Genomic DNA, 14,347 nt, shown 5'->3' on the forward strand with positions numbered 1-14,347 from the left:
ACAAGGTACAATAACCTTGTCGTGGCGCCGTTTACGGTTGTGCAGGGTGGTCTGTTCACCTTTGCGCAGGGCTGATATGTTCGCAGCATATTGGCCTGCCATGACGCTTTTATTTTTCCGGGCAATTCCCGTTGGTGTCTATATCAACTCTGATCAAAAGAAAAGTCAAGTTGAATCAAGGGGAAAGATAGAAAATTGAAAACTATACTTTCAGTTTCCCAGTATGCTCATAAGTTGAGCGTTAAGGAGTGCTCCTGAAACATAGCGAAATATTGCGAAACTCCTTAGGTAGGTTCTTCCTCGGTATAGCTACCGCCGATTGTCTCAAGGAAAATATTACGGAATGGCTCATCGAGCGTGGCGCAAACGAGTTGAGCCCAAACCTCGGTGCTGAGGTTGCCGCCTTTTACGCACCAGACTTTATAGTGCTCGTCGGCGTACTCTCCGATGGAGATTCCGGTCTGCTGTTCGGCATCACGGTATTTTAATTCAAAGACATCCCTGGTGTACTGATTAACAGAGAAGTCGATATGCTCGAATTTTTCAAGCGACGGATAGTACGTCCCGTGTAGGTAATTTGTCATTATGACCGGTTCAGTACCGACGAAAATATCAGGGTTCCATATTTGCTCGACATTCAGATGATACAGCTCTGTACCGTTTTCAATAGCTTTCTTTATATATAAAAGTATTCGATGATTCGTCTTAGGATCGTAGTGGATAATCGTTTCTTTTCCGCGTCGGAGCTGCTCGGAAATATTCTCGAAGTTCAAGGTGATCCCACGATATTTCTGAGCGTCCCAAGTTGCGGTCCCGACCATTTGTGAATATGGGACGGCGAGATTATTGTCACATCGCGTGAGTATTCTTGCTGGCGGTTTTATGTGCTGCATTATCTCTATGGTGTTCGGCGCTTCGGGGTTAATACTTCCGATAGACGTATCAAGGAAGATATTGTAGAGATAGTACTTATCGTTCAACCTGAAGCCCTGCCTTAAAAATTCCGCATCCGTCACATCAGTCAGTCCATATTTGTCATGCGGCAGTTCGATACGCTCATGGCTGAGTATTTCGTCAACATCGTAAATCCGATAAACACATTCTTCAACAAGCCGGCAGATAAAAGCGCATATGAGGCGATCTATATCAACGTCGAAATTATCGACATAGGTTATCTTTCCGTCAGCGGCGTCCATGACGGCAATGTCATGAGCAAACTGTCCAGTGCCACGGTACTTTATGATCTTACCGGCTGTTGCAAGGTATATAAGGTCACCGCCGCCGTTCTTGGTTTCGGGCCGGAAGCAAAAGCAGAGCAACTCTTCGATATCAAGATCGGCGGCTTCAAACATTGTTCTGACTTTACTTGCCGTTTCAAGGAGCGGCAATGGTAAAGATTGATTTTTCTGAAAGAGCCGCGAAAATGAAAAGGCGTAGTTCTTCAAAAACAGGTTAGGGTATGTATTATGAAAAATCCCGCCATGCGGAGCTTTTTTCATCGAGCGCAAGTAATAGTTTATTTTCCAAAACTCCGGAGTTTTAATGACGTCCCGGATAAAGCCTCTAATGCTTTCAGATAAGTTCTTCATAAATCATCCACGCTGACTGGCTTCTGTGAAACAGATGCCCGATGAAGGTGCCCGTATTCTTTTACCAGTAGATAGACGCACACGAACAGCACCGCGGCAATCACAACTCCCCAGCTGGCAATTCCGCAGTCCCGCAGTACGGTCCAGATCAGAGACAAAAAGTCCATCATTTTGATTCGTCCTTTTCTTGAAGTTCTCCTCAGTAAGCTTATCTGTTACCCGACTATTGCATCTTCAAATACTGAGTAAGCTGAGTTAAAACAATCATTCTTGTGTCGAACATTCTTTGATTTGGTTAATAAAAAGTCGTGAGCCGGCCAATAGGCCGTCAAGAATGAACGATAATAAACCTTCTCATTACAATTTCATATTTTGCTATTATATACCAGATCCAGCGAGCTCCGCAAGTTCGTATAATATAATGTGAACTTTGTATGTGCCCTATTATACCATTCTTTTCTCTGAAAGTACCCATAGCCATCACAGAAATGTGGTGGCTTTTTTATATTCGAAATCAACTCAGAAAGGAAGATTGACCTATGGCAAAACAGCCGAAAACCAACGCGACTCCGCAGGAGGATGCCCGTATTCAGGAATTTCTCGACATGATCGCGCCCTCCATCATCAAATTCAGTACCGACTACTTCATCTGCGGCAACACCTTCCGGTGCGTTTGGGCCTTGCGGGAATACCCGACCTCCACGGAAGAACAGGCGATCCTGCGCTACCTCGGAGAAAAGGATGGCGTGACGCTGCACATCTATACCCGCCATGTAACCCCACTTGAAGAAAAGAAAATTATCAGCAATGCGGCCAACAAAAACCGGATGCAGCGCAGCAGCACCCAGGACCTACAGCAAACCGTCACGGCCGAAAGCAATCTGCAGGATGTCACGACCATCGTGGCGCAGATGCACCGGAGCAAGGAACCGCTGGTTCACACGGCGGTATACATTGAGCTGTCCGCCCACGACCTCGACCAACTCAAGCTCCTACAGACGGAGGTGCTGACCGAGCTGGTGCGATCTAAGCTCAACGTGGACCGGCTCTTGCTCCGCCAGCAGCAGGGCTTCCTGTCGGTGATGCCCTCCGGCTGGAATGTGTTCGGGGACCAGTTCGAACGGGTGCTGCCTGCCAGCTCCGCTGCCAATCTGTATCCCTTCAATTACTCCGGAAAGACTGACCCCAAGGGCTTCTGCCTGGGCCGGGACAAGTTCGGCAGCAATATTCTTGTGGACTTCAACCGCCGTGCTGACGACAAGACTAACGCCAACATTCTCATTCTTGGCAACTCCGGCCAGGGCAAGAGCTATCTGCTGAAACTGATCCTGTGCAGCCTGCGGGAATCCGGCATGCACATTCTGGCGTTAGATCCCGAAATGGAGTACGAGGATCTGACCCTAAACCTCGGCGGCTGCTTCATCGACCTGATGGGCGGCGAATTCATCATCAACGTGCTGGAGCCGAAAAGCTGGGACGAGCAGACGGAGCCCGTGCTCAATCCGCATACAAAAACACCGCCGGATCAGAACGCCGATGACGGCGGGTTTGTACCGGAAGCCTTTCGCAAAAGCAGTAAGCTCAGCCAGCATATCAGCTTTCTCAAGGATTTTTTCCGTGCCTACAAGGATTTCACCGACCGGGAAATCGACACCATCGAGATCATGCTGGACAAACTCTACGATAAATGGGGCATTACCGACCACAGCAATTTTGACCGCCTGAAACCGGAGGATTATCCCATCCTGTCCGATCTGTACGACCTCATCGAATCGGAATACAAGAATTTTGATGAGAGCCGCCGCCAGCTTTATACGGCGGACTCCCTGCGGGAAATCTGTCTCGGACTCCACTCCATGTGCAAAGGAGCGGAGTCCAAATTCTTTAACGGCCACACAAATATCACCAGCAGCGAGTTTGTGACCTTCGGCGTAAAGGGCGTGCTCAACGCAAGCAAGAACCTGCGCAACGCCCTGCTGTTTAACGTGCTGTCCTACATGAGCAACGAGCTTCTGACGGTCGGCAATACGGCGGCCAGCATCGACGAGCTGTATTTGTTTCTTACAAATCTCACCGCCATCGAATATATCCGCAACTGCATGAAGCGCGTCCGCAAAAAAGAAAGCGCCGTCATCCTCGCGTCGCAGAATCTGGAGGATTTCAACGTGGAGCACGTCCGCGAATTGACGAAGCCGCTCTTCTCCATCCCGACGCATCAGTTCCTGTTCAACGCCGGTTCCATCGACGCGCGGTTCTACATGGATACGCTCCAGCTCGAAAAATCCGAATACGAGCTGATCCGCTATCCCCAGCGTGGCGTGTGCCTTTATAAGTGCGGCAACGAGCGGTACAACCTCATGGTCCAGGCGCCGGAGTACAAGGCGGCGCTGTTCGGAAAGGCGGGTGGACGGTGATAAAGCATGGACATGAAGGATCAGCGCTTCGGCATTGAGGTGGAAATGACCGGCCTCACCCGGCAGCAGGCCGCGCAGGTGGCCGCCGAGCATTTCGGCTCGTCCGTCCATTTCGACGGCACCTATTACGGGATCTATTCCACGCTGGACAGCGAGGGGCGTCAATGGAAATTTATGAGCGACGGCAGCATCGAAACACAGCGGAAAAGCGGTAGACAAGTTGTTTCCGCCGACAGCGACTACAGTGTGGAAATGGTCAGCCCTATCTGCCGATATGGGGATATCGAAACGATACAGGAGCTTGTGCGGAAGTTGCGCGGGGCCGGGATGCTGGTCAACAGTTCCACCGGCATCCACGTTCATGTGGACGCGTCGCCTCACGACGCGAAGACGCTCCGGAACATCACCAACATCATGGCCTCCAAGGAGGATCTGATTTACAAGGCCCTGCAGGTGGAGGTGGCGCGGGAGCGGCAGTATTGCAAAAAGGTGGATCAGAGCTTCCTCGATGAAATCAACCGGAAGAAGCCCAAAACGCTCGACGAGGTCAGCCGCATCTGGTACGGCGGGGAATCCCGCAGCAGCCAGCATTACGACAACAGCCGCTACCACTGTCTGAATCTGCATTCCGTGTTCCAGAAGGGCACGATTGAATTCCGCCTCTTCAATTCCACGACTCACGCCGGGAAGATCAAGGCGTATATTCAACTCTGCCTCGCCATCTCCGCGCAGGCTCTGAACCAGAAGTGCGCCAGCCGGCAGAAAACGCACAGCACCAATGAAAAATACACCTTCCGCACCTGGCTTCTGCGGCTGGGGCTGATCGGGGATGAGTTCAAAACCGCCCGGCTTCATCTTCTGGAGCATCTGGACGGGTGCATCGCGTGGAAAGATCCGGAACAGGCCCTGCGGCAGAAAGAACGGTTAAGGCAGAAAAAAGAAAAAGAGCTGGCCGAGGCCGCGCAGATGGTATCGGGACAGCCGGAACCCACAACTGAAAACGGGCAGGAGCAGGCCGGGGAGGAAGAAAGCCCCGGCTTTTCGCTGTCCATGTAGAAGGAGGAACCATTCCTATGAAATCCGAAACCCTGTACATCGCCTACGGCAGCAATCTTAACCTGCCGCAAATGGCGTTCCGCTGCCCCACCGCCAAGGTAGTGGGTGCCAGCGAGATCAAGGACTACGAGCTGCTGTTTCGCGGCAGTCGGAGCGGAGCGGTCGCCACGGTCGAGCCGCTCCAGGGCTCCGGCGTCCCTGTTCTTCTGTGGAAGCTGAGGGACCGGGATCTGCAGGCTCTCGACCATTATGAAGGCTATCCGAGCTTTTACCGCAAGGAGCTTCTGCCGGTGGAGCTGAACGGGAAACCGGCCTCCGCGATGGTCTACATCATGAACGGCGGGCATCCCTTCGGGGCGCCGTCCGATTACTACCTGAACACCATTCTGGAAGGCTACCGCACCTGCGGTTTCGACACGGATTTTCTGGAGCAGGCCGTGGAGAAATCTGTCCGGCTGGCACAGGAGCAGCAGGAAGCGGAGCCGGAGCAGGGCACACTGTTCGGTCAGAAATGGTGGTAAAAAACGAGCCGTACCATCCGGCACAGCCCGTTTCTCAGCCCTCTTCTTTCAGCATGGCTTCCATAGCCGCGTAAAGAATCCGAAGCTGTTTTTCATTGCACTGCCGCATCAGCCGTTCGGTTTTGCGGTAGATTTCCAGCCCGTCCGCCCGCTCCGGAAAGAACAGCGTGTCCAGCGACAGGTTCAACGTTCGGACCAGCCGGTACAAAAGCTCTATCGACGGCTTGCGGTGTTCGCTTTCAATATGCTTGACATGTGTCGGTGTAATTCCGACCAGCTCGGCCAGTTCCTCCTGCGAGAGGTGTTTTTCCAGACGCGCGGCGCGGATAGCCGACCCAAGCTCGCCCTTTTCCAATTCGGTTTTCATAACTATCAGCTCCCTTATATATTAGCTTATAGAGTCTGTTTGTAATTGAAAATTAGCTAATAGAGATTTATAATATCTCTTATAGCTAACTATACAGGAATTTATACAGAAGGAGTAAAAAGTATGGGAAATCGATCAGGAAATAACGAGCTGGACATTTACCGCACCTGCTGCTTTACGGGGCTGCGGCCGCAGAAGCTGACCTTCGGCTTCGACGAGGGCGACAGGCTGTGCCTGCAGATCAAGGAGCGGCTGAAGCAGGAAATCATCCGTCTGATTACGGAGCAGCATGTGACTCATTTCATCAGCGGGATGGCTCTCGGTGTGGACCAATGGGCGGCCGAGGCCATTCTGTCTCTGCGGGAGCAGTATCCGGATATCACGCTGGAGTGCGCACTCCCCTGTGAAACACAGGCGGCCAAGTGGTCGGTAGACCAGCGGGAACGGTATTTTTCCATCGTGGAAAGGTGCTCCAAGGAAACTATGCTGCAGACCGGCTATACGCGCGACTGCATGATCAAGCGCAACCGTTACATGGCCGACCGCAGCCGGTATGTGCTGGCTGTATGGGACGGCTCCAACGGCGGAACAGGCTATACGGTCCGGTACGCCCGGAGCCTGAACCGGGTCGTCCAGATCATCGACCCAACTGAACTGTAATCAAACATACCGCAGAAGCAGGATGCTTTCCGTCTGTTCGGGAAGCATCCTGTTTTGCGCTGAAAGGGGGAAAATCACTTGGCAGCTCCCGCAATTGCCCTGGCGGTCAAAGCCGCCGTCGCCGCCGCCACCGACAAACGGACGTGGAAGGCGGCCGGAATCCTGATCGCGGCCATCCTGACACCCGTCATTCTGGCAATCGTCCTGATCCTTAGCCTTCTCTCCGGCACCTCCCAGCATAACAACGCCGCCGTTGACCTGTGTTTCAACGGTGGCGCTTTCCCGTCTTCCGCGCCCGCCGAGTATACCGCTCACATCGAGGATATGAGAAACTGTTTTTCCGCGCTGGATCAGGCGATCTCCGGCGTGGAGGCGGAGATGGACGGCGGCACGCTCGACAGCGTCCGGATCAAATCCATTTTTTATGCTCTGAATTTCGGCGCTGACCGCCTGTCCCTGTCCGGCACGGAAGCCCGATCCTTTGTGGACTGCTTCGTCAGATATGAGGAAAAAACCAGGACGGTACAGGATGCGGCGACCGGAGAGGAAAAAACAGAAACCGAAACGGTCGCCGTTCCGGTCAGTCTGGACACGGCCTACGCGAACCTCTCGGCGTCGGGAATCCCAGCCAGCAGCGACGACAGGACCAACGCGCAGAAGATCTATGAAAAGACCTCCTGCGGCGGGGCCGGATCGTATTCCGGCGGTATCGAGCGGGGCGGCGGAAGCGGAATCGCGCTGGACGGGCTTACCCTGCTCCACCCGGAAACCAAAAACAACCTGGATCTGGTCATCTACGCGAAGAATGCCTATGACTCCGGCTGGGGATATGTGTGGGGCACCTTCGGTGACGTGCTGACGGATTCGCTGTTTGCGTCCAAGCTGAAGCAGTACCCGGACGGTGTGGGCAGCTACGCGGATTTCATCCGTGAAAACTGGCTTGGCGGCCGTACGACGGACTGTGTCGGGCTCATCAAAGGCTACGGCTGGTTTGATCCCGACACGAAAGCCATTGAGTACGGAACCAACGGCATGAAGGACGTGGGCGCGGACGGCATGTACGGCGCCGCCACCGTCAAAGGCTCCATGGACACCATGCCCGACACGCCCGGCCTCGCCGTCTGGAAATCGGGGCACATCGGCGTCTACATCGGAAACGGTGAGGTGATCGAGGCCATGGGCACGAAATACGGCGTGGTCAAAACGAAGCTGGCGGGTCGCGGCTGGAGCGCTTGGCTGCAGGTCCCGTACATCAGCTACATTACAAAACAGGAGGAAAATCAATGAGCATGACAGAATTGCAACTGTCCTTCCCCACGGAGAAGCTGGACGCTCTCCGCTTCTTTATGGACAAAAAGCAGCAGAGCATTGAGCATGAACTGCAGGATTATCTGGACAAAACCTATGAAAAGCTGGTTCCCGCGCAGGTGCGGGAATATGTGGAAAGCCGCATGGAGCCGGTGTCCGCACAGCGGCCGGATCAGCGGCAGGAATCCCCGGTGTCCGCCAGAGAGCGTCCCTTGCGCCAGCCCCGCCGTTCCCGGCAGGCGGCATCCGAGGCGGCGCCGGCGCCGGAGGCTCCGCCCGAGTCCGAAGGCCCTGACGAGCAGGAAAATCAGGGCATGACCCTGGGCATGTGATCCGCGGAAAAAAGAAGGAGGTGCGGGATATGATCAAGCTCGGTGTGGACAACGGAAACTACAACACCAAATCCTCGGCGGGGATGCTCTACGCGTCCGGCTATGCGGTGAGCGACAGGGAATTCATCACGCCGGAGATGCAGCTTTTCTACGAGGGAAAATATTACGCCATCGGAGAGCGCAGAATGCGCTTTCAGCAGGATAAGGCCAAAGAACAGGACACCTTCATTCTGACTCTCCCCGCCATCGCGGAGGCGATGAAAAAAGCCGGAACGACCAGCGCGGAGATTGTTCTCGGTGTCGGGCTTCCCATCGACAGCTACGGGGCGCAGAAGGACGCGTTCCGCAGCTACTTTCTGCGGGACAATCTTTCGTTTGTGTTCGAGGGAGCGTCCTACCACTGCCGGATCACGGACTGCAGGGTGTTCGCCCAGGGACACGCGGCGCTCTGCCGGTACTATCAGCAGCTGAAGGAATACCGAAGCATCACGCTGGTGGATATCGGGGGCTACACCGTGGATGTTCTCACGGTCCACAACTTTCGATTGGACCGGTCCAGCTGTGCCAGCCTGCGTATGGGGACCATCACGCTCTACAGCCGGATTCAGGACACGCTCCGGAAAAGCGATATCCTGCTCTCGGATGAGCTTGTCACCGACGCCATCCGCGGGCAGATCCAGCACGCCGACCGCGCGCAGATCGAGGCCGTGGTGGAGCAGTCGGTCGCGGCCTACCGTAAAGAGCTGTTCAACGCTCTTCGTGAAAGAGGGCTCGACCTGAAGCTCCCCACGGTGTTTGCGGGCGGCGGCGCGGAGCTGCTGGAATCCCGGCTCCGGGGCGGGGACGTCAACACGGCGGCAGTCCTGAACCGGTTCGCCAACGCCGACGGATACCGTCTTCTGATGGGGGTGAGCCTATGGGGAACAGAAAGAGATACTTTCTATCCTTTGATATGGACAATCCCAGGCACCGGGAAGCTGAGGCGCTCTATTGCGGGCAGGCTGCCCGGCAGCGAACAGAGTTTGTGGTGTCCAGCATTCTGGAAGCGAACCGGACAGAATTACTGGAACAGGCCGTTCGGTAAGCAATCCGGGAGGAACTCAAAAATGTTCAGCTGCCCGCTAAAACGAAGAATCCGGAATCTGATATCCATCTGAACGATCTACCCGACAGCCTGGTCCATGCGCTGGAGGATTTGTAACCAAGTAGGCACACTTTCGTCAGCTCCGCCATGACGAATGACGAAAAGTATACCATCATGGCTATCAAAAATCAATGCGGAAAGGAAGCGCAAGATATGAAAATGTCAACGGTACAGATCCGGTATGACAGTGAAAAGCTGAACGCCCTTCAAAAATATAGGAGCGAAGCAGAGCTTCGCGCCGGATTGGAGGCTCACATACAGGAACTCTACGAGAGAAATGTTCCGGCTGAGCTTCGAAAGGCTCCCAGCCGCCGCGATCAAAGCCCCGCCGAGTAAAAACGGCGGGCTCGCTATTTTTCTCTCTGCCGTTCGCGCCGCGGGCGCCGGAGAGATATCTGTTAAAGGAGGAATTCTCCGATGGGAGATACATCAGTCGAATTGTGGCTTGACCGGCATCGGTTCAGCGCGTTGGAACAGGAGATGGAAGTGCAGGGTACGTCCCTCGAAAAGCACCTGCAGAATTACCTGATCGACCTGTACACCGAACAGGTTCCGCCCGAAAGCCAACGGGAGGTTGAAAAACAGATTGTCGAGGAAAAGCTTCGGGAGGAACAGCGTGCGAGGGAATCACGGAGGTTCGCCGTCTTCCGCATTACGGAAAACGGCGCTGTGCATTGCTTCGAATGTGATGACTGTCTGGAGCTGATGCAGCTGGCGCTTCTGGTGCGCAGGTATCAGCGCGGCGAACTGAAGCGCCAGCTGGAGTGCTTTGCGGCCCTGTTCCAAAATACAGTTCCCGTCAGCGACGCACAGTTTGAGGAAAACGTGAAAGCGCGAATGGACAATACCGGGCAGATCACCGGCGTGTTTGACATCAATTTTGACAGACAGGTTCTTTCCGGCGTTCACATTATGGACGGCTGGAAAACCTACTCCATGAAGGACACCGGTGCCGCGGCCTATCACGCCTACCGCGCCGATTACCTCCCGCGGGATAAGCGCTGGGGCATTTTTCTCGAACATCTCGCCGGAAAAGAAATCACGGAGCCTTCACAGTCGGCGGAGGAACATTCTCGGCGGCTCTCTGAAGCGGAGAATCTGACGGGCCAAATGACACAGCAGATGTGAACGCCAGCGTTGCCGCCCGTGTGCCCCTGTGTCGCCGCTTCCCCGTGGGGTGGCACGTTTACACCATCAAAACGGTTGCGCCCCGTGTCGGAGCCGTGTGCGGAAATTTGGTGGACGGTGGACCGACCGGAAAGGCTTCGTAGCCGGAGGTGAACCATGGGGTCGAAAACGATGCGGGTTAAAGAAGCGGGGTCGTAAAACGCCCCCCGCTTCGGCTTACACCGCCCCGCAATGCGGGGCGGGGACGTTTCTCACCGGGGTCGGAATCCGGCCCGTGGAGTCGCTTCCGGGGTTGTGAGAAAAGCGGAATGCCGAAAACACAAGCTGAATCAAGAATTTCTTAGGGGTTGCGACCGGTGTTGCGGCCCCTTTTCGCGGGAATGGAGGTTTTCGCATGTCGGAAGAAACAAAGAACAAAAAGAAGTTTCCGCTTTGGATGTATCCGGAAACCAGAAAGCTGGTGGCGGACTGGTATCGGCGGGATAACTGTCAGAGCCAGAGCGAATTCATTGAAAAGGCAATCAAATTCTACTGCGGCTATATCTCCGCGGAGGAAGGCGTGCGCTATCTCCCCGCCGCCATCACCTCGGCCATGACCGGAATGGTGGACGGCATGGAGAACCGCATGGCCCGCCTGATCTTCAAGCTGGCGGTGGAAATGAGCATGATGATGAACGTCCTCGCCTCCACCGCCGACGTGGACGAAACCACACTTCGCCGGTTGCGGGGCAAGTGCGTCAGCGACGTGAAGAAATCAGTCGGCACCGTGACCTTTGAGGACGTGGCAAGATTCCAGAAGGGTGAGTGATTATGCCCCGGATTATCTTCAAGTGCCGATATCTGAAAAACGCGGCGGCGCACGCGAAAAATCTGGTGACCTATGTGGCGACACGGGAGGGCGTCGAAAGAATCCCGCAGAACAGGAGGGGCCTCCCGGCCACACTCAAGCAGAAGCTCCTCATCACAGACATCCTCGCGCGATTTTCCGACTCCGACCGGCTGTTTGAATACGAGGACTATCAAAACAGCCCAACCGTGGAGAATGCCTCGGAGCTGATCTCGGCGGCGCTGGATCAGAACCTCGACCAGCTCTCGCACCAAGAAGTTTACATCAATTATATCGCCACCCGCCCACGCGCCGAAAAGCTCGGTGCTCACGGTCTGTTTTCCGACGAGAACACGCCGCTGGTGCTGTCGCGGGTGGCGGAAGAAGCGGCCCGGCACACGGGCAACATTTGGACGCCGATCATCTCCCTGCGGCGTGAGGACGCCGCCCGGCTCGGCTATGACAATGCCGCCGCCTGGATGGCGCTCCTGCGGAAGCAGCGGAACATGTTCGCGGAGCAGATGAAAATTGCACCGGAAAACCTGCGCTGGTACGCCGCTTTTCACAACGAGGGGCACCATCCGCACTGTCACATGATCGTGTACTCAGTTGATCCCCGCGAAGGCTACGTTACTAAACCGGCCATCGAGAAGATGCGAAGCGGCCTCGCGCGGGAAATCTTTCAGCAAGATCTGCTGCAGATTTACTCCGAACAGACCGCGCGGCGGGACTCCCTGACCGCCGAGAGCCGGGATACCCTGCGGGAGCTTCTGGAGCAGATGCGGACCGGTACCTGCGCAAGCCCGGTCATTGAGGATCTGATGTCCCGACTGGCGGAGCGGCTGAAGTACACGGCCGGAAAAAAACAGTACGGTTACCTGAAGGCCCCGCTCAAGGAGCTGGTCAATCGGATCGTGGACGAACTGGCGAAGGACGAACGAGTGGCGGCGGCCTATGCCCAATGGCAGGAGCTCCGAAACGAGGTTCTGCGCACCTATAGGGACCATTTGCCTGAACCCCTGCCGCTTTCCCAGCAGAAGGAATTCAAGCAGATTAAAAACATGGTGATTGCCGAAGCCGTCAGCCTCGGCAGTCGCCATGTTACGTTTGAGGAAGATGAGAATGCAGGGCCGTCTTCCGAGGAAGAAAATGGCGACGTGGAAACAGAACCCGAACTGCCTCTGCCGGAGCCGCCTGAAACAGTCGTGGATCAGGATGGTTCCCCATATGACAATGCTTTAGGCGATGTATCAAGTCAGGAGTCCGGCGATACCCCGTCCGGCAAGCCCCACATCGCGTGGAATGACCGTTACAAGGAGGCTCGCGCGTTTCTCTTCGGCAGCGATGAGACGGAGCCGGACTTCGAGCAGGCCCTCCGGCTGTTCCGGGCGGAAGCGGAGGATAGCAACGCCCTCGCCATGCATGACCTCGGCCGAATGTATGCGGACGGGCTGGGTGTGGAGATCGACGCTGGCACGGCTTTTGGCTGGTATGCCAAGGCCCTCTCCGCTTTTGAGGACATCGAGTCGGTGAAGGAAAAACGGTATGTGGAATACCGGATCGGCAAAATGTACGCGGCGGGACTCGGAACGGAACAGGATTACGAGGCGGCGGCCGGATGGTTTGGCGAAGCGGTCGCCAAGCGCCACAAATACGCGCAGTATTCCCTCGCCGGGCTGTACTTCCGTGGGCAGGGTGTGGAGCAGAGCTGTGAAACCGCATTCAGCCTGTACCTGCGTGCCGCGGTGCAGCACATGTCCTACGCCGATTACGAGCTGGCAAAAATGTACCGGGACGGAGTCGGCACATCAGTCAACAGCGCGGAAACCGCGCGGCATTTCAAAATCGCCTTTCAGGGATTTCAGCAGATGGAGAAACAAAGCCGCGACGATAAGCTCCAGTACCGCCTCGGCCAGATGCTTTACACCGGGACCGGGACGGAAAAGGATGTGGAGGCAGCGCTCGGTTACTTTGAGAAATCCGCCCGGCTTGGTAATGTCCACGCACAGTACATGCTCGGCAGAATCTATCTGGACGCGGACTGCGGTCATGAAAACGCGGAGCAGGCCGTCCGGTGGCTGACGAAATCCGCGGATGGCGGCAACGCTCTCGCGCAGTATGCGCTTGGAAAGCTCTACAGGGACGGAAACCATGTAGAAAAGGACATCCATAAAGCTATTGCCTTTTTTACATCCGCCGCGGAACAGGACAATTCCTATGCGGCCTATGCCCTCGGCAGGCTTTATCTGCAGAACGAGGATATCCCAAAGAATGTAGACGCCGCCGTAAAATGGATGGAGAAATCCGTAGACCTCGGAAATCAGTTTGCCCAGTATACGCTGGCAAAGCTGTACCTATCCGAAGAAGATGTCCCGAAGGATATTCCGAAAGCGCTGGAGCTGTTTCAGAAGTCGGCGGCGCAGGGAAATTCATTTGCGCAGTACCGACTCGGCAGGCTCTATCTGCTGGGTGAGGATATCCCCAAAAATGTGGATGTGGCCATTCGGTGGCTAACTGCCTCTGCGGAACAAGGCAACCAGTACGCCCAATACGCTCTTGGCAAACTCTATCTGCTGGGCGAAGACGTTCCAAAAGACGTGGACACCGTCATTCGCTGGCTGACCGCTTCCGCGGAACAGGGCAACCAATATGCTCAATATGCGCTCGGCAAGCTCTATCTGGCGGGGCGTGACGTCCCCCGCGACCGGGAAGCCGCCATTCACTGGCTGACACGATCCGCGGAGCAGGGCAACATTTACGCGCGGTTTTTTCTCAATCATTCGGACTCCTTCCGAGATCCGTCGTTTTTCCTCGCGGCGACAAGGTTTTTGCATCATCTGAGCCGAATTTTCCGGGAGGAACAGGAGCGGCTTTCCGAAGGTCCGCACATGCAGGTGGAAAGCAAACTGCGGCGGAAGATCCACCAGAAAAAGATTGCCCAGGGTCACGCTCCAGACGATCATGAACAGAAGCTCATCACTTACTAAAAATAAAAGGAGGGT

Annotated in this window: 14 protein-coding genes; 11 read left to right on the top strand and 3 right to left on the bottom strand. The window is 55.2% G+C overall.

The genetic code is table 11. The features are described from left to right. Positions 1–284: 284 nt before the first annotated feature. Entirely contained in the window at positions 285–1,589 is a 1,305-nt protein-coding gene (locus HCR03_RS14955; RefSeq protein WP_187035129.1) for a hypothetical protein, read from the bottom strand. Next, the gene (locus HCR03_RS14960) at positions 1,586–1,759 is read right to left on the bottom strand and encodes a hypothetical protein (RefSeq protein ID WP_187035131.1); all 174 of its coding nucleotides are present in this window, start codon (positions 1,757–1,759) and stop codon (positions 1,586–1,588) included. Before HCR03_RS14960 ends, HCR03_RS14955 begins: the two co-directional genes overlap by 4 nt. A gap of 369 nt (positions 1,760–2,128) precedes the next feature. On the opposite strand from HCR03_RS14960, the gene HCR03_RS14965 reads away from it, so the two are divergent. The 3 genes from HCR03_RS14965 to HCR03_RS14975 are packed head-to-tail and all read left to right on the top strand — an operon-like array spanning position 2,129 to position 5,580. Continuing rightward, positions 2,129–4,003 carry a VirB4 family type IV secretion system protein gene (locus HCR03_RS14965; RefSeq protein ID WP_187035133.1) on the top strand — a complete coding sequence of 625 codons (1,875 nt, stop codon included), beginning with the start codon at positions 2,129–2,131 and terminating at the stop codon, positions 4,001–4,003. A gap of 6 nt (positions 4,004–4,009) precedes the next feature. After that, positions 4,010–5,059, top strand: a complete 1,050-nt coding sequence (locus HCR03_RS14970) for an amidoligase family protein (RefSeq protein WP_187035135.1) — start codon at positions 4,010–4,012, stop codon at positions 5,057–5,059. Positions 5,060–5,076: 17 nt separating this feature from the next. Beyond that, positions 5,077–5,580, top strand: coding sequence for a gamma-glutamylcyclotransferase family protein (locus tag HCR03_RS14975; RefSeq protein ID WP_187035137.1), 504 nt, complete (start codon positions 5,077–5,079; stop codon positions 5,578–5,580). Positions 5,581–5,614: 34 nt separating this feature from the next. On the opposite strand, the gene HCR03_RS14980 is transcribed toward HCR03_RS14975, so the two are convergent. Beyond that, positions 5,615–5,947, bottom strand: a complete 333-nt coding sequence (locus HCR03_RS14980; protein WP_187035139.1) for a helix-turn-helix transcriptional regulator — start codon at positions 5,945–5,947, stop codon at positions 5,615–5,617. Positions 5,948–6,070: 123 nt separating this feature from the next. On the opposite strand from HCR03_RS14980, the gene HCR03_RS14985 reads away from it, so the two are divergent. The 8 genes from HCR03_RS14985 (at position 6,071) to mobP3 (ending at position 14,332) form a co-directional block, all read left to right on the top strand. Then, positions 6,071–6,607, top strand: coding sequence for an SLOG family protein (locus HCR03_RS14985; RefSeq protein WP_187035141.1), 537 nt, complete (start codon positions 6,071–6,073; stop codon positions 6,605–6,607). Between the two features lie 78 nt (positions 6,608–6,685). Next, complete coding sequence (locus HCR03_RS14990) at positions 6,686–7,894, top strand: hypothetical protein (protein WP_187035143.1); 1,209 nt, start codon at positions 6,686–6,688, stop codon at positions 7,892–7,894. Then, complete coding sequence (locus tag HCR03_RS14995; RefSeq protein ID WP_187035145.1) at positions 7,891–8,247, top strand: DUF6103 family protein; 357 nt, start codon at positions 7,891–7,893, stop codon at positions 8,245–8,247. The genes HCR03_RS14990 and HCR03_RS14995 overlap by 4 nt, the downstream gene beginning before the upstream one ends. A gap of 29 nt (positions 8,248–8,276) precedes the next feature. Continuing rightward, positions 8,277–9,404, top strand: a complete 1,128-nt coding sequence (locus tag HCR03_RS15000) for a ParM/StbA family protein (RefSeq protein WP_228724982.1) — start codon at positions 8,277–8,279, stop codon at positions 9,402–9,404. A gap of 140 nt (positions 9,405–9,544) precedes the next feature. After that, positions 9,545–9,727: a hypothetical protein gene (locus HCR03_RS15005; RefSeq protein WP_187035147.1), complete on the top strand. Its 183-nt coding sequence runs from the start codon at positions 9,545–9,547 to the stop codon at positions 9,725–9,727. A gap of 81 nt (positions 9,728–9,808) precedes the next feature. Continuing rightward, positions 9,809–10,519 (top strand): hypothetical protein, encoded by a 711-nt coding sequence (locus tag HCR03_RS15010; RefSeq protein WP_187035149.1) that lies wholly within the window; start codon positions 9,809–9,811, stop codon positions 10,517–10,519. Between the two features lie 394 nt (positions 10,520–10,913). Then, on the top strand, positions 10,914–11,327 hold the full coding sequence (locus tag HCR03_RS15015) for a hypothetical protein (RefSeq protein WP_187035151.1): 414 nt from the start codon (positions 10,914–10,916) through the stop codon (positions 11,325–11,327). A 2-nt stretch (positions 11,328–11,329) separates the two neighbouring features. Beyond that, positions 11,330–14,332: a MobP3 family relaxase gene (gene mobP3, locus HCR03_RS15020; protein WP_187035153.1), complete on the top strand. Its 3,003-nt coding sequence runs from the start codon at positions 11,330–11,332 to the stop codon at positions 14,330–14,332. Positions 14,333–14,347: the final 15 nt, after the last annotated feature.

Source organism: Caproicibacter fermentans (genome assembly GCF_014303955.1).
GTDB classification, from domain to species: domain Bacteria; phylum Bacillota; class Clostridia; order Oscillospirales; family Acutalibacteraceae; genus Caproicibacter; species Caproicibacter fermentans.